This window comes from Trinickia acidisoli, from assembly GCF_017315725.1.
GTDB lineage: Bacteria > Pseudomonadota > Gammaproteobacteria > Burkholderiales > Burkholderiaceae > Trinickia > Trinickia acidisoli.
In genome coordinates this window covers 556946-578887 of the sequence record NZ_JAFLRG010000001.1, presented here as the reverse complement: position 1 = coordinate 578887, position 21942 = coordinate 556946, and the positions used below count along the sequence as shown (strand labels likewise).

Here is a 21942-nt window from a genome sequence, read left to right as displayed (position 1 = left end):
CTTCTCTTTCAATGCGTGCCGGGCGAGTTGCCCGGCACCGGGGTGGGTTGCGAAACGGTCAGCGCCTCGACGACGCGCTCCATCCGCATGAAACGCGAGCCCTTCACGAGCAGCGTCGCGCTCGATCCGAAGCCCGCTTGCAGCAAATACTCGACGAGCTTCGCCACGTCGTCGAAATGGTGCGCCCGGCCCGCGTGCCCGCTCGCGCTCGCCGCGGCCGGCTGCGCCAGGTCGAATGCCAAGCAGGCGTCGTGCGTGGCGTCGCCGAGCGCAACGAGCATGTCGATGCCGCGCTCGCGCGCATAGGCGCCGACTTCGCGATGAAACTCGGGGCCGTTATCGCCGACTTCGCCCATGTCGCCCATCACCAGCACACGCGGTGCGCCGCACGCCGCCAGCACGTCGATCGCCGCACGCATCGAGTCGGGATTCGCGTTGTAGGTGTCGTCGATGACGACCGCGCCGGCCAGCGCGCCGGCAAGCGCACGCTTCGTCTGCAGCCTGCCCTTGACCGGCGAAAAGGCTTCCAGACCACGCGCGATTGCCTCGAGCGGTACGTTCGCGGCAACCGCGGCCGCCGTCGCCGCCAGCGCATTGCGTGCGTTGTGCTCGCCGAGCACTTGCAGCGTCGCGTCGAACGCGCCCGCCGGCGTGCGCACGCGCAAACGGTTGCCCTCGAGCGCGCCCGTGACCGCGGCGGCCGCCGTCGCGCCATCGCGCGAAGCGTCTTCGAGCGCGAAATCGACGATAGGGTTCCCCGTCGCGGCCGTTCGCCAGATCCCGGCGTAAGCGTCGTCGGCGGGAAAAACGGCGGTGCCGTCGGCAGGCAGCGCATGAATAACGCTCGCATGCTCGAGCGCGACGGCCTCGACGGTCGCCATGAACTCCTGATGTTCGCGCTGCGCGTTGTTCACGAGCGCGATCGTCGGCAGCGCAATCTTCGCGAGCACATCGGTTTCGCCCGGATGGTTCATGCCCACTTCGATGACGGCGAGCCGATGCGCCGCGCTCAAGCGCAGCAGCGTGAGCGGCAGTCCCACGTCGTTGTTGAAATTGCCGGCCGTGGCAAGGCGCGCCGATTCCCCAACCGCTTGCGCGAAAATCGACGCGATCATCTCCTTGACCGTCGTCTTGCCGTTGCTGCCCGTTACGGCTACGAGCGGCATCGCAAATCGACTGCGCCAACCGCGCGCGAGCGCACCAAGCGCCTCCCGCGTGTCCTCGACGATAAGCGTCGGCACATGCCAGTCGGACGGCACCCGCGTGGCGAGCACGGCACTGACGCCGCGTGCCGCAACGTCGGGCAAAAAGTCGTGCGCGTCGAATCGATCGCCCTTGAGCGCGACGAACAGATCGCCAGCGCCAGCGGTACGACTGTCGGTACCGACGCGCTCGAACGCGGTGGCGCCGTCACCAACCACGATGGCGCCGGGAATCAGCCGCGCGGCTTCCATGAGCGAGAGCATCGTCATTGCTCACCTCCGCGCGAATACATCACGCGCGCGGCGAGCGCGAGGCGAGCATGGTCTTGATCGGAGAAAACGCGCTTCTTACCCATGATTTCCTGTGTCGCTTCATGGCCCTTGCCGGCCAGCACGACGACGTCTTCGCGCGCCGCATCGCGCACCGCATGCAAAATCGCGTTTGCGCGATCCTCGATGCGACGCACTTGGCCGGGATGCGCCATGCCGGCGACGATCTGATCGATGATCGAGCCCGCTTCCTCACTACGCGGGTTGTCGCTCGTCACGACGACCGCATCGGCCAGCCGCTGCGCGATCGCGCCCATGAGCGCTCGCTTGGTCGCATCGCGATCGCCGCCGCAGCCGAACATGCAGACGAGCTGCCCACCGCGCGCCTGCGCGATCGGACGCAGCGCATCGAGCGTCTTCTCGAGCGCATCGGGCGTGTGGGCGTAATCGACGACGACGAGCGGCTCGTCGTTCGCGATGCGCCCGCCCAAACGCTGCATGCGGCCGTTGACGGGCTCGAGCTTCGTGAGTTGCGCGAGCGCATCGGCGAGCGGAACGTCCGCCGCCAAGAGCGCGCCGAGCACGCCGAGCAGATTGCTGACGTTGAACTCGCCGAGCGTGCCGACTTCGACGTCGGCCGCCCCCCAATCCGAAGACAGATGAAATGCCGTGCCGGTAGCGGTAGCACGGACGTTCGTCGCAACGAGCGCGGCGTGCGCACTCGGCGCGTCGCTCGCCGCGCCGATGCCGTAGGCGATCGTCGGCATACGCGGCTGCGTGCGCGCGATGAGGCGCCGGCCCGCCGCATCGTCGCGATTGATGACCGCGGCCTTGAGCGTCGGCCATTCGAACAATTTCGCCTTCGCGGCCTCGTACGCCTCGAACGTGTGGTGATAGTCGAGATGATCTTGCGTGAGATTCGTGAACACGGCGATATCGAAGGCCGTGCCGCTCACGCGCCCCTGGTGCAGCGCATGCGACGAAACCTCCATCGCGACGGCGCGCGCACCGGCTGTGGCCAGTTGCGCCAGCGAGCGCTGCGTCTGCGGCGCATCGGGCGTCGTAAAACCGGTATGAACGAGATGCCCCCACATGCCGGTGCCGAGCGTGCCGACGACGGCGCACGGTTCGCCGAGCGCGGTCAGCGCCGCGGCTATCCACTGCGAGCACGACGTTTTCCCGTTCGTCCCCGTCACGCCGATCATCCGCATCGATTCGCTCGGCTCGCCGTACCAGCGGCTCGCGATCTCACCCGCCAGCCGATCGAGCCCAGGCACCGCAAGCGCGCGGGCGGCATCGACCTGCCCCGCGAATCCTTCGGGCTGATAAAGCACCACACCCGCGCCGCGCTCGAACGCACCGGCGATATGCGAGCGGCTGTCCGCGCCGTCGACGGCATACGCGAAAAAAACGTCGCCGGCCGCGAGGGTGCGCGTGTCTGCATGCAATTGGGCGCCGGTCGCCGCATGCGCGCGCAGCCAATCGAGCGCATCGGCCACGTGCCGGCGCATGGCGTCCTCGTTGTAGGGAGCGCTCATCGGATGACTCCCGGGCGCGCGTGCGCATCGGCCGATATCGTCATCGGCCGCGCGGGCGGGAACGTGACGCGCTTACCGGGCACGACGCCCGCCATCTTTGCCGTCTTCGCCGTATCGTCGGACACGACGAGTTGCTTGACCGGCATATCGGGCGGCACGTTCAGCGTGCGCAGCGTATCGCCGACGATGCTGGAAAACACGGGACCCGACACCGAGCCGCCGAAATGGCTGCCGGCGGTCGGCTGATCGATCGAGACGGCGACGACGATGCGCGGATTCGGCATCGGCGCCATGCCGACGAACGACGCGCGGTACTTCGAGCGATCGTAGCCGTGCGACGTATGCACGTACGCGGTGCCGCTCTTGCCGCCGACGCGATAGCCCGGCACGGCGGCCTCGGGCGACGTGCCGGCCGCCGTCACGACCGATTCGAGCATCGTGCGCACTTCGCGCGCCGTCGTCGGCGAGAAGATTTGCGGCCCCGTCACCGGCTGGGTCGGGTCGGTCTTGAAAATCGACACGGGCATGATCTGCCCGTCGTGCGCGATCGCCGTATAAGCGCGTGCGAGCTGGAACAGCGAAACCGACAGCCCATAGCCGTAAGACATCGTCGCCTGCTCGATGCGGCGCCAGCTCTTCCATGGCCGCAGCCGGCCGGCCGCCGCACCGGGGAAGCCCACTTTCGGCGCCTGCCCGAGCCCGATGCTCGTATACATATTCCACATCTCTTCCGGCTTGAGCGTCATCGCGATCTTCGTCGCCCCGATGTTGCTCGACTTCTGGAGAACGCCGCCGATGGTGAGCACACCGTTGGCGCTGTCGTCGGTGATCGTGGCGCCGTCGAGTGTGAATCGGCCGTTACCCGTGTCGACGAGCGTGTTGGGCGTGATTCGATGCAAATCGAGCGCGAGCGAAACCGTAAACGGCTTCATGATCGAGCCCGGTTCGAACACGTCCGTGAGCGCGCGGTTGCGCAACTGCTCGCCGGTCAGGCGCGAACGATCGTTGGGGTTGTAGGTCGGGTAATTGACGAGCGCGAGCACGTTGCCCGTGCGCACGTCGACGACCATCGCCGCACCCGCCTTGGCCTTCGCCTTCTCCACAGCCGCCTTCAAGTTCGAGTAGGCGATGTACTGGATCTTGCTGTCGATCGAGAGCTCGACGTCCTTGCCGTTGTGCGGTACGACTTGCTCGTCGACGTCCTCGATGATGTGCCCCATCCGATCCTTGATCACGCGCCGGATGCCGGGCGTGCCCGCGAGAATCTTCTGATCGGAAAGCTCGACGCCCTCTTGCCCCTCGTCCTCGATATTGGTGAAGCCGACCAAGTGGGCCGTAATCTCGCCTTCGGGGTAAAAGCGCTTGTATTCGGTGCGTTGATAAATGCCGGGGATCTTGAGCGCCTCGACTTTCTCGGCAACGTCGACCGGCACTTGGCGCTTCACGTAGACGAACGTTTTGTCCTCGGAAAGCTTCGCGCGCAGCTCTTTCTGCGTCATGCCGAGCAGCGCGCCGAGCGCGACGAGCTTGGCCGGGTCCAGATCTTCCGGCACCGACTCGGGCATCGCCCAGATCGCGCGCACGGGCAAGCTCGTTGCAAGCACGAGGCCATCGCGGTCGAGGATCTTGCCGCGCGTGGCGGGCAACTCGATCGTGCGCTCATAGCGGCTTTCGCCTTGCTTTTGATAGAAAGCGTTGCCGGGGCCTTGAATCCAGAAGGCACGCGCCGCAAGGGCGACGAACGCCATGAACAGCATGAACACGACGAGCTTCGAGCGCCACATCGGCAACCGCACCGACAGCACCGGGCTGGCCGAGAACGTGACGCTTTTCGTCTTCGTCGTATGTTTCATCGCGCGCCTCGGCGATCGTCGACACGGCTAGGCGAGCGGCCGGCGCCCTTGCCTACGCGCGCTTGAGCGGACGGCGCGCTCGCCGCGATCGTGGGAATCGGCGCATTCTCGGCAACGCTCGAACCGGGGGCGAGCGTGAGGAATTGCGTGTCGCCCGTCGAGGCGGGCTGCATCTTGAGCGTATCGGTGGCGAGTTGCTCGATGCGCGACGTCTTCGACAGCGCGCTTTGCTGATACTGCAATTGCGCGTAGTCCTGCTGGAGTTGATGCTCCTCCGACTGCGCGCGCTCGAGCTGCACGAAGAGTTGCCGCTGCTGGTTCGTGGCATTGACGACGGAAAGTGCGCAACCGAGAACGACGATCAGCAAGAAGATGTTCAGCCGGCTCATGGCGCGACGCGCTCCGCGACGCGCATGACCGCGGAGCGGGCACGCGGATTGGCTTCGATCTCAGCGGTGCTCGCGAAGACGCGCCCAACGATTTTCAACGGCGCGGCGGGCAGATCGACGGCGCGAATCGGCAAGCGACGATCGACCGCAGGCGCACTCGCATGCGCCTGCATGAATCGCTTCACGATTCGATCCTCGAGCGAATGAAAGCTGATGACCACCAGCCGCCCCCCTTGCTCCAACGACGACAACGCCGCCTCTAAAACGACTTGCAGCTCCGCAAGCTCTTGATTGACGTGAATCCGTATAGCCTGAAAGGTGCGGGTGGCCGGATCCTTGCCCTTCTCACGGGTCTTGACTGCGCGAGCCACGATTTCGGCAAGCTCGCCCGTGGTGACGAGAGGCCCAAGACGGTCGGACTCTGCCCGGCGAGCAACAAGCGCCTTTGCAATCTGAACAGCAAACCGTTCTTCCCCATAATCTCGAATGACCTCCGTCAGTTCCTGCTGGCTCGCCCGCGCCAGCCACTCGGCCGCGGATTCGCCGCGCGTCGGGTCCATCCGCATGTCGAGCGGGCCGTCCGCGCGAAAGCTGAAACCACGCGCCGGGTCGTCCAATTGCGGCGACGACACGCCAAGATCCAGCAGCACGCCGGCGACACGCCCGATACCTCGCGTCGCCAGCGCCGGCGCCAACGACGCAAAACTCTCATGCACGATCTCGAAGCGCGGATCGCCGATCGCGCGCGCCGTCGCGATCGCCTGCGGATCCTTGTCGAATGCGATCAGCCGTGCCCGCTCGCCCAGCTTCGCGAGCACCGCGCGGCTATGGCCGCCGCGCCCGAACGTCCCGTCGACATAGACGCCGTCCGCACGCGTGACCAACGCATTCACCGCTTCTTCCAGCAGCACCGTGCGATGCTGCAATTCGTTTTCCATCGCAGTGCCCTATTTCAAACCGCGATCAAAACGTGAAATTCTTCAATGCGTCCGGCATGCCTTGCGCCATCGCCGCCTGCTCCTTGGCCGCGTAGGTTTGCGCGTCCCACAGTTCGAAGTGGCTACCCATGCCGAGCAACATGATTTCCTTTTCCAGACCCGCGGCCATGCGTAATTCAGGCGAAACGAGGATGCGTCCCGCGCTATCGAGATCGACGTCGGAGGCATTACCGAGAAAAATGCGCCGCCACCAATGCGCGTCCATCGGCAATGCGGCGATCTTGGTGCGAAAGACTTCCCACTCGGGGCGGGGAAACAGCAATAGGCAGCCGTCCGGGTGCTTCGTCAGCGTCACCCGTCCTTGTGCCTCGCCTTGTAGCGCCTCGCGATAGCGAGAGGGCACGGACATGCGGCCCTTCGCATCGAGCGTCAGCGCCGACGCCCCTTGAAACACCTTTCTCTCCCTTTTGGAGCCCTATGCCCCACCCCTCGAAATATCGGCCGGAATGATCCGAACAATCCACAAAAATACACTTTCTCACACTGTCTCCCACTTTAGAGTAACGCCCTAGACCGGTCAAGGGAGAAAACCGTTTTTTCGCCGAATTTTGTTTGTTAGAACAAGGACTTACGTGAGTCCCTTCAAGGAAGGAGTGAAACCAAAAAAACGTTTATAAAAGAATGAACTACTGCATTTTGTGAATGTGATACCTGAGAAGCTCATGGCCGCACCGGCGTGATCGGCGCTCGAAGCGAACGAAGGTGGGATAGAAAGCGGATTAGATAGGGATGGATCGACGAGCGACGCGGGCGCGCCGCTCCCACTGCCAAGTTAGATGTAATAGGCCGTTCGCGTCATGACTTTCGACGCCGCGCGCATTAGCGCCTTGATCGGCATCGGCAGCTCGGCGCCGCCGGCGTCAGTGGCCGACTGACCGTGCGAGCGCTCGTCGTCGCGCATTTGCTCGACGATGGCGCGCGACGACCGATCGCCCTCGGGCAGCGACTTCAAATGCCCGTCCAGATGGCGCTCGACTTGGCGCTCCGTTTCAGCCATGAAACCGAGGCTTGCCTTGTCGCCGAAACAGCCGGCCGCGAAACCGATCGCAAGCGCGCCAGTGTACCAGAGCGGATTGAGCAAACTCGGACGCGAGTCCAGCTCGCGCAAGCGCGCGGCGGTCCACGCCAAGTGATCTTCCTCCTCGCGTGCTGCGTGGTCGAAGGCATCTTTGAGGCTGGGCGAGCGCGTGGCGAGCTTTTGCGCTTGATAGAGCGCCTGCGCGCAGATCTCGCCGACATGATTCACGCGCATGAGGCCAGCCGAGTGCGCGCGCTCGGCGAGTGTCATCTCCTGTTCTGCGCCCCCCCTCGCATCGGTCGGCTCCAGCTCTGGGGCAGGCACCGGCCGGCTCATGCGGCTCACCCCGGCGATCGAACGCAGCCCCCGATCAAATTCGACAATCAACTCGTCCAGCATCATTGCACTCTCCATGCGGCGCAGCAAATCGGCGGCTAAAGGAAGGCGCCGCCGTGCCGCACAGTCCCTCGTGCTGCCCCGACAGCATGGTGCGCATGCTTAGTTCAGAGCAAAACGGCGGCCAATCGTGCATTTTAGACGATGTTGCAAAACCCGCGCAGCATAGACACTTTTGCGGCACCGCACCGCGGCACGACGCGCTATGCGCTCCGCTCCGGCGTGACCTGCGCGGCGGAACTCGCAGCGGCGGCATCGCGCAACTCTCGGCGCAGGATCTTGCCGACGTTCGACTTCGGCAACTCGGTGCGGAACTCGACGATCTTGGGCCGCTTATAGCCCGTGAGTTGCTCTTTGCAGAATGCCAGCACGTCGGCTTGCGTGAGCGCCGGGTCCTTCTTGACGATAACGAGCTTGACCGCTTCGCCGGAATGCTCATCGGGCACGCCGACGGCCGCGACCTCGAGCACGCCGGGGAGCTTGGCGACGACGTCTTCGATCTCGTTCGGATAGACGTTGAATCCCGAGACGAGAATCATGTCCTTCTTGCGGTCGATGATCTTGAAATAGCCGCGCTCGTCCATGATGCCGATGTCGCCCGTTTTGAAGAAGCCGTCGGCCGTCATCACCTTCGCGGTTTCATCGGGGCGATTCCAGTAGCCGGCCATCACTTGCGGCCCGCGGATGCAGATTTCGCCGGGCTGGCCGACGGGTTGGTCGGCGCCATCGTCATCGCGAATCGCGAGTTCGGTCGATGGGATCGGCAGCCCGATCGTGCCGCTGAACTCGGTGGCCGTCACGGGATTGCAGCAAGCGCTCGGCGACGTTTCCGACAAGCCGTACCCCTCGATCACCGGGACATGCGTGCGCTCGTACCAGCGTTTGGCCACGGCCTCCTGCAAGGCCATGCCGCCCGCGTTGGCCACCATCAATTTCGAAAAGTCGAGCTTGCCGAAATCCGGATGATTGAGCATCGCGTTGTAGAGCGTGTTCACGGCCGGGAACGTATTGATCGCGTAGCCCCGCAACTGCTTGATCATGCCGCCGATGTCGCGCGGATTGGGAATCAGCACGCCGAGACCGCCCGTGCGGACAGTCAGCAACGCACAGACCGTCAGCGCATAGATATGGTAGAGCGGCAGCGCGATGACGTTGACGATTTGCGCGACGTCGGCATGCAATGCGTTGGCAGGTGCATGCCAAGCCGCCGACTGCAGCACGTTCGCCACGATGTTACCGTGCGTGAGCATCGCCCCCTTGGCCACGCCCGTCGTGCCGCCCGTGTACTGCAGGAACGCGATGTCGCTCCGACTCGGCGCGGCCGCGGCAAACGGCAGCCGGGCGCCTTGCGCGACGACGTCGTTGAATTTCACGTGGCCGGGCAAACTCCAAGCGGGCACCATCTTCTTCACCCGCCGCACGACGAAGTTGACGATCAGCCCTTTCGCGCCCATGAGATCGCCCATCGACGCGACGACCACATGCTTGATCGCCGTGTTGCGTACCACCGCCTGCAGTGTCCCTGCGAAATTCTCGAGAATGACGATGGCCTCTGCTCCGCTGTCCTTCAACTGATGCTCGAGCTCGCGCGGCGTATAGAGCGGATTGACGTTCACGACGACGTAGCCCGCGCGCAAAACGGCAGCCAGCACGACCGGATATTGCAGCACGTTCGGCATCATGATCGCGATGCGCGCCCCGCGAGCGAGCCCCTTCGCTTGGAACCACGCGGCAACCTTGCGCGAAAGCGTGTCGAGTTCGCCGTAAGTGATCGACTTGCCCATGCAGGCGAATGCGCGCGACGCGTGGTATTGCCGAAAGCTGTCTTCGAGCAAATCGCCGACCGACGCGTAAGCCGAAGCGTCGATCTCGGCGGGAACGCCGGACGGGTAGGACTTCAACCAAATTTTTTCCATGCGGCGTCTCCCTAATTTATTCGAATGATCGTGCAAAAAAAGCGCATCGTAGCCGGTCGCCTCGCTCGAAACAACCGGATTAGACACCGACTTCGAACTAGAGAAAACCGCTTGCGCAACGGTCAGATCTCGGCGTGCTCGACTTCGACGAGACAATCGTAGAATGTCGCGGAGCCGCCGAGGTCGGTGAGTGCCTGGCTCGTCACCTGATTCGCATTGCACCCATCCGGTGCAAGCTTTTTCCACCAGATCGACATCCCGACGACGACGCCCTCTCGTGTGCGGTCCGTGACCCGAACGCGGGCGAGGAACGCGCCGCGGTCGTTGCGAATGCGAACGTTATCGCCCTCGCTGATGCCGCGTGCGGCTGCATCGAGCGGATGCATGTCTAGATGCGGCTCGCGCTCGCTGTCGCGCAGGCTGTCGACGTTCACGAAGGTGCTGTTGAGGAAGTGGCGCGCGGGCGGCGAAATCATCGCGAGCGGATAGCGCGCCGCGAGTTCGGGCGAGCCGTCGGCCGATTCGTAAGGCGGCAGGTAATCGGGCAGCGGGTCCAGCCCTTCGCGTGCGAGCAGCGAGCTCTCGAACTCGCATTTGCCCGACGGCGTGCGGAAGCCACCATCGGCGAACGGCGCATCGGGCAGGTTCAGCTTCGCCCAGCCCGCCTCGTTCAGCTTTGCCCAATCGATGCCTTCGAGCGCGGGATCATCCCAGCGCAGCCCGTTTCGTCCGACGGTTTCGTCGCTTTCGAACAGCGCGGGGTCGCTCAGGCCCATTTGGCGCGCGAGGCCGCGAAAGATCTCGGTGTTGGGACGTGCGTCTCCGACCGGTGCGATCGCGGGCCGATTGACCATCACATAGGTATGGCCGTACGACCGATGCAGATCGAAGTGCTCGAGCTGCGTCGTGGCCGGCAGAACGAGATCGGCGTAATCGGCGGTGTCGGTCTGGAAATGCTCGAGGACGATCGTAAACAGATCCTCTCGCGCAAACCCGGCCGCGACGCGTGCCGAATCGGGCGCCACGGCGACCGGATTCGAGTTGTAGACGATCAGCGCCTCGATCTTGGGGCCGAACGTCGCGTCGCCCTCATGCAGCAGCGCATCGCCGATGGCGTTCATATTGACGATGCGTGGCAGCTCGGCTGGCCAGCCCGGGATCAGATCGGGCCGCTGCAGCGCCGCGTTATCGAACGGCACCCAGCCCGATGACGACAACAGCAACCCGCCCGCTCGATCGCGCCACGCGCCCGTCAACGACGGCAAACAGGCGATCGCGCGCGTGGCATTGCCGCCGCCGCGCACGCGTTGCATCCCGTAGTTCAGACGGATAGCCGCTTTGCGCGTCTTGCCGTAAAGCCGGGCGAGTTCGACGAGTTCGCCTTCGTCGATGCCGCAAATCTGCGCAACGCGATCAGGCGGATAGGCCGCTGCGCGCGCCTTGAGTGCCTCGAAGCCGACCGTATGTGCTTCGACGTACGCGTGGTCGATCAGATGCTCGGCAATCAGCACATGAATCATTCCGAGCGCGAAAGCGCCGTCCGTTCCGGGACGCAGTGCGATGTGCTGATGACACTTCTCTGCCGTCAGCGAGCGATAGGGGTCGATGGCGACGAGTCGCGCGCCGCGCCGCTTGGCCTCTTGGGCCCGCGTCCAGAAATGCAGACTCGAGGTGATTGGATTGGCGCCCCAGATGAGAATGAGCTCGCTTTCCTCGAAGAATTCGAGATGCATCCCCAGCGAGGCACCGTACGTGTATTTGAGCCCTGCCATCCCCGCAGCCGAGCAAATCGTGCGATCGAGCCGTGATGCCCCGAGTTTGTGAAAGAAGCGTTGCGCGATGCTTTCGCCCTGCACCAAACCCATCGTGCCGGCATAGCTATAAGGTAGCAGCGCCTGCGGCTCACGCTGGACGATCTCGGAGAGCCGCCCCGCCGCGAGCGACAGTGCGTCGTCCCAACTGACCGGCTCGAACCGGCCTTCGCCCTTGCGGCCGACCCGTTTCAAAGGCGTCGTCAGGCGCTGTGCATGGTGGACGCGCTCGGGATAGCGGGTGACTTTCGTACAGAGGACGCCTTGCGTCGGCGCATGATCGGGATCGCCGGCGACCTTGATTACCTTGCCGTCGGCGACGGTCACGCGCATCGCGCACGTGTCTGGGCAATCGTGAGGACAGACGGCGCGGGCAAATTCGAGGGGCGCATTCATAGCGGCTTCCGTTAGAGACGGTGATGCGTAGGCCAGGCCGACAATTCTATTACTTTCGCGCTCGCCGACTGCACCAAATTGGCACCATGCAGTTCAGCGTAGAATGGTTCGTTCGATACCTGCGTCACATTCCGGAACCTTCTTCCAAAGTCGAACGCAATCATGAAACTCATCCCTGAAGTCTTGGCCGCGCGAGACGAAATTCAGTCCCTGCGACGCGGCATCCATGCTCATCCTGAATTGCGCTACGAAGAGATGCGTACCGCCGATCTCGTCGCACAATGCCTTGAAAAGTGGGGGCTGCGCGTGCATCGAGGGTTGGGCAAGACGGGCGTCGTCGGCGTGCTTCAGCGAGGCACCGGCACGCGGTCGGTCGGTCTGCGAGCCGATATGGACGCCTTGCCGATCGAGGAACTCAATACGTTCGAGCATCGCTCCCAAGCGCCGGGAAAAATGCACGCCTGCGGGCATGACGGACACACCGCCATGTTGCTCGGCGCGGCGCAGCACCTAGCCAAGCATGGCGAATTCGACGGCACGATCGTCTTCATATTCCAGCCGGCGGAAGAAGGCGGCGCCGGCGCGCGCGCCATGATCGAGGACGGCTTGTTCGAGCAATTTCCTGTCGACGCCGTATTCGGAATCCACAATTGGCCCGGTATGCCGGCGGGGGCGTTCGGCGTGACCGAAGGGCCGATCATGGCATCGAGCAACGAGTTTCGTATCGACGTAAAAGGCGTCGGCGCGCATGCGGCCATGCCGCACAACGGTCGAGATCCCGTTTTCGCGGCCATTCAAATCGGCAACGCACTGCAAAGCATCATCACACGAAACAAGAAGCCAATCGATACGGCGGTGCTTTCGATCACGCAGATTCACGCCGGCGATGCGCTCAATGTGATTCCGAACGACGCGTGGCTCGCCGGCACTGTGCGCACGTTTACGACCGAGCCCCTCGATCTCATCGAGTCGAGGATGGCGAAGATTGCTGAAGCGACCGCATCGGCATTCGATTGCTCGGCAACCGTCGTTTTCAACCGCAATTACCCGCCGACGATCAACAGTGCCGCGGAAACGCGTTTCGCGGTCGAAGTCATGCGTGAAATCGTGGGTGCCGGGAACGTCGCGGACAATGTGGAGCCGACAATGGGCGCGGAGGATTTCTCGTTCATGCTGCAGGCGAAGCCCGGCTGCTATGCATTCCTCGGGAACGGTGACGGCCGGCATCGCGACGAGGGCCACGGGATGGGGCCGTGTATGCTGCACAACGCCAGTTACGACTTCAACGACGAACTGCTGCCGGTAGGAACGACGTATTGGGTGCGGCTCGCGCTGCGCTACCTGGCCGAAGGGATTGCACGCTAGCGATTGCGTTTTGCGTTTTGCGTTCGGCCGCCCGCGCGCAGCGTGGGTGCCGGGCGCTCAGCGTGCGGCGGGCGCTTGTGGATTGAGTCGTTGCTTTTTGTTCGAGCATAAAGCACAAACCCCCGGTAGCGGGCGCGCTAACGGGGGTTTGTAGGGTAGGGAGCCTGACGATGACCTACTTTCACACGGGCAATCCGCACTATCATTGGCGTGGAGTCGTTTCACGGTCCTGTTCGGGATGGGAAGGGGTGGTACCAACTCGCTATGATCATCAGGCATGACTTGTTGCTACGAGGCTTGTGGGCCGCATAGCCAATCTGGGAAGAAGTATTGAGCGCGCGGTGTGGGCGGGCTCGGTGTTTCGGTGTAATGGGGGGTGATCGATGGGGGGTGATTGCGTGGCACGGATACGCGAGTCAAACCTTGAGCGCTGAGCCCCCGTTCGGGGGTGCTCTTCAGTCGGTGCTGAGGCACACACACTGAAGGCGAAACGCTCCGGTTATAGGATCAAGCCGTACGGGCAATTAGTATCGGTTAGCTAAGTGCATTACTGCACGTACACACCCGACCTATCAACGTCCTGGTCTTGAACGACCCTTCAAGGGGCTTAAAGCCCCGGGGATATCTCATCTTAAGGCGAGTTTCCCGCTTAGATGCTTTCAGCGGTTATCTCTTCCGAACATAGCTACCCGGCGATGCCACTGGCGTGACAACCGGTACACCAGAGGTTCGTCCACTCCGGTCCTCTCGTACTAGGAGCAGCCCCCTTCAAATATCCAACGCCCACGGCAGATAGGGACCAAACTGTCTCACGACGTTTTAAACCCAGCTCACGTACCTCTTTAAATGGCGAACAGCCATACCCTTGGGACCGGCTACAGCCCCAGGATGAGATGAGCCGACATCGAGGTGCCAAACACCGCCGTCGATATGAACTCTTGGGCGGTATCAGCCTGTTATCCCCAGAGTACCTTTTATCCGTTGAGCGATGGCCCTTCCATACAGAACCACCGGATCACTATGACCTGCTTTCGCACCTGCTCGACTTGTCGGTCTCGCAGTTAAGCACGCTTATGCCATTGCACTATCAGCACGATTTCCGACCGTACCTAGCGTACCTTCGTACTCCTCCGTTACGCTTTGGGAGGAGACCGCCCCAGTCAAACTGCCTACCATGCACTGTCCCCGACCCGGATCACGGGCCAAGGTTAGAACCTCAAACAAACCAGGGTGGTATTTCAAGGACGGCTCCACGCAAACTAGCGTTCACGCTTCATAGCCTCCCACCTATCCTACACAGATCGGTTCAAAGTCCAATGCAAAGCTACAGTAAAGGTTCATGGGGTCTTTCCGTCTAGCCGCGGGTAGATTGCATCATCACAAACACTTCAACTTCGCTGAGTCTCGGGAGGAGACAGTGTGGCCATCGTTACGCCATTCGTGCAGGTCGGAACTTACCCGACAAGGAATTTCGCTACCTTAGGACCGTTATAGTTACGGCCGCCGTTTACCGGGACTTCAATCAAGAGCTTGCACCCCATCATTTAATCTTCCGGCACCGGGCAGGCGTCACACCCTATACGTCCACTTTCGTGTTTGCAGAGTGCTGTGTTTTTATTAAACAGTCGCAGCCACCAGTTTATTGCAACCCCTTCACCCTTCTGGCGCAGGCCAGTCAAGCTACAGGGGCGTACCTTATCCCGAAGTTACGGTACCAATTTGCCGAGTTCCTTCTCCCGAGTTCTCTCAAGCGCCTTAGAATACTCATCTCGCCCACCTGTGTCGGTTTGCGGTACGGTCATCATGAGACTGAAGCTTAGAGGCTTTTCTTGGGACCCCTTCCGATTGCTTCGCAGCACTAGGCCGCTCGCGCCACACCCTTGAATTACGCGCCCGGATTTGCCTAAGCGCCTTCTCCAATGCAGCGACCGGGACTTCCAACACCCGGACAACCTTCCGCGATCCGTCCCCCCATCGCATCTCACGACGGTGCAGGAATATTGACCTGCTTCCCATCAGCTACGCATTTCTGCCTCGCCTTAGGGGCCGACTCACCCTACGCCGATGAACGTTGCGTAGGAAACCTTGGGCTTACGGCGAGGGGGCCTTTCACCCCCTTTATCGCTACTCATGTCAGCATTCGCACTTCCGATACCTCCAGCACACCTTACGGTGCACCTTCGCAGGCTTACGGAACGCTCTCCTACCATGCGCACTTGCGTACGCATCCGCAGCTTCGGTGACTGGCTTAGCCCCGTTACATCTTCCGCGCAGGACGACTCGATCAGTGAGCTATTACGCTTTCTTTAAAGGGTGGCTGCTTCTAAGCCAACCTCCTGACTGTTTTAGCCTTCCCACTTCGTTTCCCACTTAGCCAATCTTGGGGACCTTAGCTGGCGGTCTGGGTTGTTTCCCTCTTGACACCGGACGTTAGCACCCGATGTCTGTCTCCCGTGATTGCACTCTTCGGTATTCGGAGTTTGCTATGGCGAAGTAATCCGCAATGGACCCTTCAACCATGACAGTGCTCTACCCCCGAAGGTGATACACGAGGCACTACCTAAATAGTTTTCGGAGAGAACCAGCTATTTCCAGATTTGTTTAGCCTTTCACCCCTATCCACAGCTCATCCCCTAACTTTTCAACGTTAGTGGGTTCGGTCCTCCAGTACGTGTTACCGCACCTTCAACCTGGCCATGGATAGATCATCTGGTTTCGGGTCTACGCCCAGCAACTGAACGCCCTATTCGGACTCGCTTTCGCTACGCCTGCCTTAATCAGTTAAGCTTGCTACTGAACGTAAGTCGCTGACCCATTATACAAAAGGTACGCCGTCACCCCTTACGAGGCTCCGACTGTTTGTATGCATGCGGTTTCAGGATCTATTTCACTCCCCTCCCGGGGTTCTTTTCGCCTTTCCCTCACGGTACTGGTTCACTATCGGTCGATCACGAGTATTTAGCCTTGGAGGATGGTCCCCCCATCTTCAGACAGGATTTCACGTGTCCCGCCCTACTTCTCGTACGCTTAGTCCTTCAACACTGTTTTCGCTTACAGGGCTATCACCTGCTATGGCCGCACTTTCCAGAGCGTTCAGCTAACAACATCGATAACACGTACAGGCTCTTCCCATTTCGCTCGCCACTACTTTGGGAATCTCGGTTGATTTCTTTTCCTGCGGCTACTTAGATGTTTCAGTTCGCCGCGTTCGCTTCGCGTAGCCTATGTATTCAGCTACCGATACTCCATTCGGAGTGGGTTTCCCCATTCGGACATCCCCGGATCAAAGCTCGTTTGCCAGCTCCCCGGGGCTTTTCGCAGGCTACCGCGTCCTTCATCGCCTGTGATCGCCAAGGCATCCACCACATGCACTTGTTCGCTTGACCCTATAACGAGAGCGTCTCGCGGCCAGAGTTAGCGCTTTAGCGCTTACTCTGGGCTCGCCCCCTTGCGGGGCACCTAGAAGGTACCACCTACGGGGTTAGAACCACTCGCACTACAGGTTTGAGTTCTCGCGTTGTGCCGTATTCCAAGTCATCTTTCGATCACTTTTCATACTTGATACAATCACTACCCATCGATATCTTCCACGTCCATCTCATAGACGCTTCCAATATCCATTACTACTTCTTCCAGATTGTTAAAGATCGACAGCCGACTCGGACTACTTCAGTCGCTCTGACTGGCTCAATCGCCAATGACAAAGACTCTTCCTGCGCAACGCCTTGCGCCGAACCCTTGTCATTGGTGGTTGGTGGAGGCAGACGGGATCGAACCGACGACCCCCTGCTTGCAAAGCAGGTGCTCTCCCAGCTGAGCTATGCCCCCTCACTCAGTACAGACACAGACAGCCCACCTCTTCGATGAGCTCCCCAGGGGCGCAGACATATGGTGGGTCTGGTTGGATTCGAACCAACGACCCCCGCCTTATCAAGACGGTGCTCTAACCAACTGAGCTACAGACCCCTGAGTCTGTCTTGATCTACAGCCGATAAGCGTGAGCGCTCAACCTTGAACACGTCAGCTCGAGAAAGGAGGTGATCCAGCCGCACCTTCCGATACGGCTACCTTGTTACGACTTCACCCCAGTCATGAATCCTACCGTGGTGACCGTCCTCCTTGCGGTTAGACTAGCCACTTCTGGTAAAACCCACTCCCATGGTGTGACGGGCGGTGTGTACAAGACCCGGGAACGTATTCACCGCGGCATGCTGATCCGCGATTACTAGCGATTCCAGCTTCATGCACTCGAGTTGCAGAGTGCAATCCGGACTACGATCGGTTTTCTGGGATTAGCTCCCCCTCGCGGGTTGGCAACCCTCTGTTCCGACCATTGTATGACGTGTGAAGCCCTACCCATAAGGGCCATGAGGACTTGACGTCATCCCCACCTTCCTCCGGTTTGTCACCGGCAGTCTCCTTAGAGTGCTCTTGCGTAGCAACTAAGGACAAGGGTTGCGCTCGTTGCGGGACTTAACCCAACATCTCACGACACGAGCTGACGACAGCCATGCAGCACCTGTGTGACGGTTCTCTTTCGAGCACTCTCACCTCTCAGCAAGATTCCGTCCATGTCAAGGGTAGGTAAGGTTTTTCGCGTTGCATCGAATTAATCCACATCATCCACCGCTTGTGCGGGTCCCCGTCAATTCCTTTGAGTTTTAATCTTGCGACCGTACTCCCCAGGCGGTCAACTTCACGCGTTAGCTTCGTTACTAAGGAAATGAATCCCCAACAACTAGTTGACATCGTTTAGGGCGTGGACTACCAGGGTATCTAATCCTGTTTGCTCCCCACGCTTTCGTGCATGAGCGTCAGTGTTAGCCCAGGGGGCTGCCTTCGCCATCGGTATTCCTCCACATCTCTACGCATTTCACTGCTACACGTGGAATTCTACCCCCCTCTGCCACACTCTAGCTCGCCAGTCACCAATGCAGTTCCCAGGTTAAGCCCGGGGATTTCACATCGGTCTTAGCGAACCGCCTGCGCACGCTTTACGCCCAGTAATTCCGATTAACGCTCGCACCCTACGTATTACCGCGGCTGCTGGCACGTAGTTAGCCGGTGCTTATTCTTCCGGTACCGTCATCCCCCCTCGATATTAGCGAGGAAGATTTCTTTCCGGACAAAAGTGCTTTACAACCCGAAGGCCTTCTTCACACACGCGGCATTGCTGGATCAGGCTTGCGCCCATTGTCCAAAATTCCCCACTGCTGCCTCCCGTAGGAGTCTGGGCCGTGTCTCAGTCCCAGTGTGGCTGGTCGTCCTCTCAGACCAGCTACGGATCGTCGCCTTGGTAGGCCTTTACCCCACCAACTAGCTAATCCGCCATCGGCCGCCCCTTGAGCGCGAGGTCCGAAGATCCCCCGCTTTCCTCCATAGAGCGTATGCGGTATTAATCCGGCTTTCGCCGGGCTATCCCCCACTCCAGGACACGTTCCGATGTATTACTCACCCGTTCGCCACTCGCCACCAGGGTTGCCCCCGTGCTGCCGTTCGACTTGCATGTGTAAGGCATGCCGCCAGCGTTCAATCTGAGCCAGGATCAAACTCTTCAGTTCAATGCCTGTTACTGTTTTCGATTCACGTAGTTGCCTACGTCTTGAATCGGTCGCTCACTCAACGTACTGACAGGTCGAATCCATCTCTCGATGAACCCTACCTCAATACTGTGTGAGACTTGATACTTTCGCTTTCGGCCAGGCCCGAAGACCCAACCTCGCGTTCGCCATCAAGCGCCCACACTTATCGGCTGTAAATTTTTAAAGATCGCGTCGCTCAACCAACAGCGCCAGAACAACCACCCTTCCAGCACCGACCGTCTTGCGTTGCTGCGTCAGCAGCAGAGAAACGAGATTATGCAGAACCTTTCACATACCGTCAACTGTTTTTTTAGCACTCGCGCTATCGAACCGTCGCCGTCGGAGCCTGGCGCAAACCCCCGCGCAGCAACACTCCATCCACCTCTCGCTTCTCTTTCGCGCCGTCCATCGACTGACGCGAAGGGCGCAATTCTATGCACCTTCCGCAGGCCGCGCAAGCGGAAATTGCGCCGAGTCGAATCAGCGGTTCTTGAACACCGGTTTGCGCTTTTCGAGAAACGCCGCCATGCCCTCTTTCTGATCCTCCGTCGCGAACAACGAATGGAACAGCCGGCGCTCGAAACGAATACCTTCGGCAAGCGTTGTTTCATACGCGCTGTTTATCGACTCCTTCACCATCATGACGGCCGGCAACGGGAATTCGGCGATCGTCGCCGCTGCACCAAGCGCCTCGTCGAGCAGCGATGCCGCCGGGACGACGCGCGACACGAGGCCCGCCCGCTCCGCCTCGGCAGCATCCATGAAGCGCGCGGTCAAACACATGTCCATCGCCTTCGCTTTGGAGACGACCCGCGGCAGCCGTTGCGTGCCGCCCGCGCCTGGCATCACGCCGAGCTTGATCTCGGGTTGGCCGAACTTCGCCGTATCGGCAGCGATGACGATGTCGCACATCATGGCTAGCTCGCAGCCGCCACCGAGCGCGAAACCACTCACCGCCGCAATGACCGGCTTGCGGATCGTGCGCACCGCCTCCCAATTGCGCGTGATGTAGTCGCCCTTATATGCATCCATGTAGCTGTACGTGGCCATCATGCCGATGTCGGCACCCGCCGCGAACGCCTTTTCGCTGCCCGTCACGACGATTGCGCCGATGTTCTCGTCGGCGTCGAACGCCTTGAGCGCTGCGCCGAGCTCGTCCATCAAATCGTCATTGAGCGCGTTCAACGCCTTCGGCCGGTTCAATGTTATGAGACCGACGCGCCCGCGCGTTTCGACCAGAATGTTTTCGTAGCTCATGCATCCTCCAAATTTTAGGTGTCGATGAGGCGCGAAAAGCTTTCGCGCCTGCCCGGAAACAATGCTAACATTCGCCAACCAACCGGTCGGTCGGTTAATTGATACGATCCTTCGATTACCGGCCTGCTCCCCCAAACGCCTGGCCTGCGCCCCCTTGTCTCGCTATGACCCATCCTCTATTTGCGAAGCACGAAGACACGCTGAAGAACGCCCTCGAAGCCATCGGCTCGCGCGGCTATTGGAGCCCGTTTCCGGAAATGCCAAGCCCCAAAGTGTACGGGGAAACCGGTAACGCGGACGGAGAAGCGGCCTTCAAGGCGCACCTCGACCGCGAATTCGCCCTCGATCAGCCGAGCACCGGCGAGTGGGTCGGCGCCGAGCAATCGCCTTTCGGCTTTGCGCTCGGCGTTCGCTATCCGAAAGCCGACGCCGATGCGCTGATCGCCGTTGCCGGCGCGGCCGAACAGACCTGGCGCAAGGCCGGCCCCGAGGCGTGGGTCGGCGTGAGCCTCGAAATCCTGAACCGGTTGAATCGGGCGAGCTTTGAAATCGCCTACAGCGTGATGCATACAACCGGTCAAGCCTTCATGATGGCCTTCCAAGCCGGCGGACCGCACGCGCAAGATCGCGCGCTCGAAGCCGTCGCCTATGCCTGGAACGAGTTGCGCCGCGTGCCGGCAGACGCACACTGGGAAAAGCCGCAGGGCAAGAACCCGCCGCTCGCGATGCATAAGCGCTATGCCATCGTGCCGCGCGGCATCGGCCTCGTGCTCGGCTGCTGCACGTTCCCCACGTGGAACGGCTACCCCGGACTCTTTGCAGACCTCGCAACGGGCAACGCGGTGATCGTGAAGCCGCACCCCGGCGCGATCCTGCCGCTCGCCGTCACCGTGCGGATCGCGCGTGAAGTGTTGCGCGAAGCCGGGTTCGATCCGAACGTGGTCACCCTGCTCGCCACGGAGCCCAACGACGGCCCGCTCGTGCAGGATATCGCCCTGCGCCCCGACATCAAGCTGATCGACTTCACCGGCAGCACGCAAAACGGCACTTGGCTCGAACGCAACGCACATCAAGCGCAAGTGTTCACCGAAAAGGCCGGCGTCAACCAGATCGTCGTCGACTCGGTGGACGATTTGAAAGCTGCCGTGCGCAACATCGCCTTTTCGCTCGCGCTGTACTCGGGCCAAATGTGTACGGCGCCACAGAACATCTACGTACCCCGCGACGGCATTCGCACCGCCGAGGGCCGTGCGAGCTTCGATGAGGTCGCCCAAGCACTCGCGAGCGCCGTACAAAAGCTCGTGGCCGAACCGGCGCGCGCCGTGGAGTTGCTCGGCGCGATCCAGAACGAGGCTGTCGCGCGCCGAATCGACGAGGCACGCTCGCTCGGCCGCGTGCTCGTAGACAGTCAAGCGCTCGAGCACCCCGCGTTTGCCCATGCGCGGGTTCGCTCGCCTCTGATCCTGCAACTGGACGCAGCCGAAGATTCGGCGAAATTCACGGGCGAATGGTTCGGCCCTATCTCGTTCGTGATCGCCACGGACTCGACTCGGCAATCCCTCGAACTGGCCGGCTCCCTCGCCGCTCGACATGGCGCCCTAACGCTCTCGGTATACAGCACCGACGAAGCAACGATCGAAGCGGCGCACGATGCGGCCATCGAAGGCGGCGTAGCGCTCTCGATCAACCTGACCGGCGGCGTGTTCGTCAATCAGTCGGCCGCGTTCTCCGACTTTCACGGCACCGGCGCCAACCCAGCCGCCAATGCCGCCTTGACCGACGCGGCATTCGTCGCAAACCGCTTCCGAGTCGTGCAAAGTCGAATCCATGTTGCACCACGCGAGCTGTCCGCGGAAGCTGGCCGAACGGCATAGCCCGTCCGGACGAATGGAGCCGGTACGGCGGCTCCCGCTAATATGAAATCGATCGATCCCGCCGCAATGGCGGGGTC

At 61.4% G+C, this 21942-nt stretch carries 12 protein-coding genes, 2 tRNA genes and 3 rRNA genes; 2 read left to right on the top strand and 15 right to left on the bottom strand.

From position 1 onward, the window contains the following. Positions 1-8: 8 nt before the first annotated feature. From J3485_RS02720 to J3485_RS02680, 9 genes are all read right to left on the bottom strand, one after another. Positions 9-1472 carry a UDP-N-acetylmuramoyl-tripeptide--D-alanyl-D-alanine ligase gene (locus J3485_RS02720; RefSeq protein ID WP_206951047.1) on the bottom strand — a complete coding sequence of 488 codons (1464 nt, stop codon included), beginning with the start codon at positions 1470-1472 and terminating at the stop codon, positions 9-11. After that, positions 1469-3010, bottom strand: a complete 1542-nt coding sequence (locus J3485_RS02715; protein ID WP_206951046.1) for a UDP-N-acetylmuramoyl-L-alanyl-D-glutamate--2,6-diaminopimelate ligase — start codon at positions 3008-3010, stop codon at positions 1469-1471. The genes J3485_RS02720 and J3485_RS02715 overlap by 4 nt, the downstream gene beginning before the upstream one ends. Further along, positions 3007-4863 carry a peptidoglycan D,D-transpeptidase FtsI family protein gene (locus tag J3485_RS02710; protein ID WP_206951045.1) on the bottom strand — a complete coding sequence of 619 codons (1857 nt, stop codon included), beginning with the start codon at positions 4861-4863 and terminating at the stop codon, positions 3007-3009. Before J3485_RS02710 ends, J3485_RS02715 begins: the two co-directional genes overlap by 4 nt. Beyond that, entirely contained in the window at positions 4860-5252 is a 393-nt protein-coding gene (ftsL, locus tag J3485_RS02705; protein WP_206951044.1) for a cell division protein FtsL, read from the bottom strand. The genes J3485_RS02710 and ftsL overlap by 4 nt, the downstream gene beginning before the upstream one ends. Further along, on the bottom strand, positions 5249-6190 hold the full coding sequence (gene rsmH / locus J3485_RS02700; protein ID WP_206951043.1) for a 16S rRNA (cytosine(1402)-N(4))-methyltransferase RsmH: 942 nt from the start codon (positions 6188-6190) through the stop codon (positions 5249-5251). Before rsmH ends, ftsL begins: the two co-directional genes overlap by 4 nt. Positions 6191-6215: 25 nt before the next feature. Then, positions 6216-6644 carry a division/cell wall cluster transcriptional repressor MraZ gene (gene mraZ / locus J3485_RS02695; protein WP_102643981.1) on the bottom strand — a complete coding sequence of 143 codons (429 nt, stop codon included), beginning with the start codon at positions 6642-6644 and terminating at the stop codon, positions 6216-6218. Positions 6645-7022: 378 nt separating this feature from the next. Further along, positions 7023-7670, bottom strand: coding sequence for a 2-polyprenyl-3-methyl-6-methoxy-1,4-benzoquinone monooxygenase (coq7, locus tag J3485_RS02690; RefSeq protein WP_206951042.1), 648 nt, complete (start codon positions 7668-7670; stop codon positions 7023-7025). 197 nt (positions 7671-7867) lie between these two features. After that, positions 7868-9580 (bottom strand): long-chain fatty acid--CoA ligase, encoded by a 1713-nt coding sequence (locus J3485_RS02685; RefSeq protein WP_206951041.1) that lies wholly within the window; start codon positions 9578-9580, stop codon positions 7868-7870. 122 nt (positions 9581-9702) lie between these two features. Continuing rightward, entirely contained in the window at positions 9703-11787 is a 2085-nt protein-coding gene (locus tag J3485_RS02680) for a molybdopterin-containing oxidoreductase family protein (RefSeq protein WP_206951040.1), read from the bottom strand. 162 nt (positions 11788-11949) lie between these two features. Between J3485_RS02680 and J3485_RS02675 the strand changes: the two genes are divergently transcribed. Then, positions 11950-13152 (top strand): M20 aminoacylase family protein, encoded by a 1203-nt coding sequence (locus J3485_RS02675; RefSeq protein WP_206951039.1) that lies wholly within the window; start codon positions 11950-11952, stop codon positions 13150-13152. A gap of 162 nt (positions 13153-13314) precedes the next feature. Here J3485_RS02675 and rrf read toward each other — a convergent pair. The 6 genes from rrf to J3485_RS02645 form a co-directional block, all read right to left on the bottom strand. After that, positions 13315-13428: ribosomal RNA gene (rrf, locus tag J3485_RS02670) — 5S ribosomal RNA — on the bottom strand. Between the two features lie 227 nt (positions 13429-13655). Next, positions 13656-16538 (bottom strand): 23S ribosomal RNA (locus tag J3485_RS02665). 366 nt (positions 16539-16904) lie between these two features. Continuing rightward, positions 16905-16980 (bottom strand) — tRNA-Ala (locus tag J3485_RS02660). A gap of 61 nt (positions 16981-17041) precedes the next feature. Next, positions 17042-17118, bottom strand: a tRNA-Ile gene (locus J3485_RS02655). A gap of 64 nt (positions 17119-17182) precedes the next feature. Continuing rightward, positions 17183-18713, bottom strand: a 16S ribosomal RNA gene (locus J3485_RS02650). The 16S, 23S and 5S rRNA genes sit together here with 2 tRNA genes alongside, the layout of an rRNA operon. Before the next feature lie 501 nt (positions 18714-19214). Further along, the gene (locus J3485_RS02645) at positions 19215-19991 is read right to left on the bottom strand and encodes an enoyl-CoA hydratase (RefSeq protein WP_206951038.1); all 777 of its coding nucleotides are present in this window, start codon (positions 19989-19991) and stop codon (positions 19215-19217) included. 164 nt (positions 19992-20155) lie between these two features. On the opposite strand from J3485_RS02645, the gene paaN reads away from it, so the two are divergent. Continuing rightward, the gene (gene paaN / locus J3485_RS02640; protein WP_206951037.1) at positions 20156-21865 is read left to right on the top strand and encodes a phenylacetic acid degradation protein PaaN; all 1710 of its coding nucleotides are present in this window, start codon (positions 20156-20158) and stop codon (positions 21863-21865) included. Positions 21866-21942: the final 77 nt, after the last annotated feature.

Excerpts from the sequence above, each read along its gene's own strand:
- J3485_RS02720 (WP_206951047.1), bottom strand. The coding sequence starts at position 1,472 with ATGACGATGCTCTCGCTCATGGAAGCCGCGCGGCTGATTCCCGGCGCC.
- J3485_RS02715 (WP_206951046.1), bottom strand. The coding sequence starts at position 3,010 with ATGAGCGCTCCCTACAACGAGGACGCCATGCGCCGGCACGTGGCCGAT.
- J3485_RS02710 (WP_206951045.1), bottom strand. The coding sequence starts at position 4,863 with ATGAAACATACGACGAAGACGAAAAGCGTCACGTTCTCGGCCAGCCCG.
- ftsL (WP_206951044.1), bottom strand. The coding sequence starts at position 5,252 with ATGAGCCGGCTGAACATCTTCTTGCTGATCGTCGTTCTCGGTTGCGCA.
- rsmH (WP_206951043.1), bottom strand. The coding sequence starts at position 6,190 with ATGGAAAACGAATTGCAGCATCGCACGGTGCTGCTGGAAGAAGCGGTG.
- coq7 (WP_206951042.1), bottom strand. The coding sequence starts at position 7,670 with ATGATGCTGGACGAGTTGATTGTCGAATTTGATCGGGGGCTGCGTTCG.
- J3485_RS02685 (WP_206951041.1), bottom strand. The coding sequence starts at position 9,580 with ATGGAAAAAATTTGGTTGAAGTCCTACCCGTCCGGCGTTCCCGCCGAG.
- J3485_RS02680 (WP_206951040.1), bottom strand. The coding sequence starts at position 11,787 with ATGAATGCGCCCCTCGAATTTGCCCGCGCCGTCTGTCCTCACGATTGC.
- J3485_RS02675 (WP_206951039.1), top strand. The coding sequence starts at position 11,950 with ATGAAACTCATCCCTGAAGTCTTGGCCGCGCGAGACGAAATTCAGTCC.
- J3485_RS02645 (WP_206951038.1), bottom strand. The coding sequence starts at position 19,991 with ATGAGCTACGAAAACATTCTGGTCGAAACGCGCGGGCGCGTCGGTCTC.
- paaN (WP_206951037.1), top strand. The coding sequence starts at position 20,156 with ATGACCCATCCTCTATTTGCGAAGCACGAAGACACGCTGAAGAACGCC.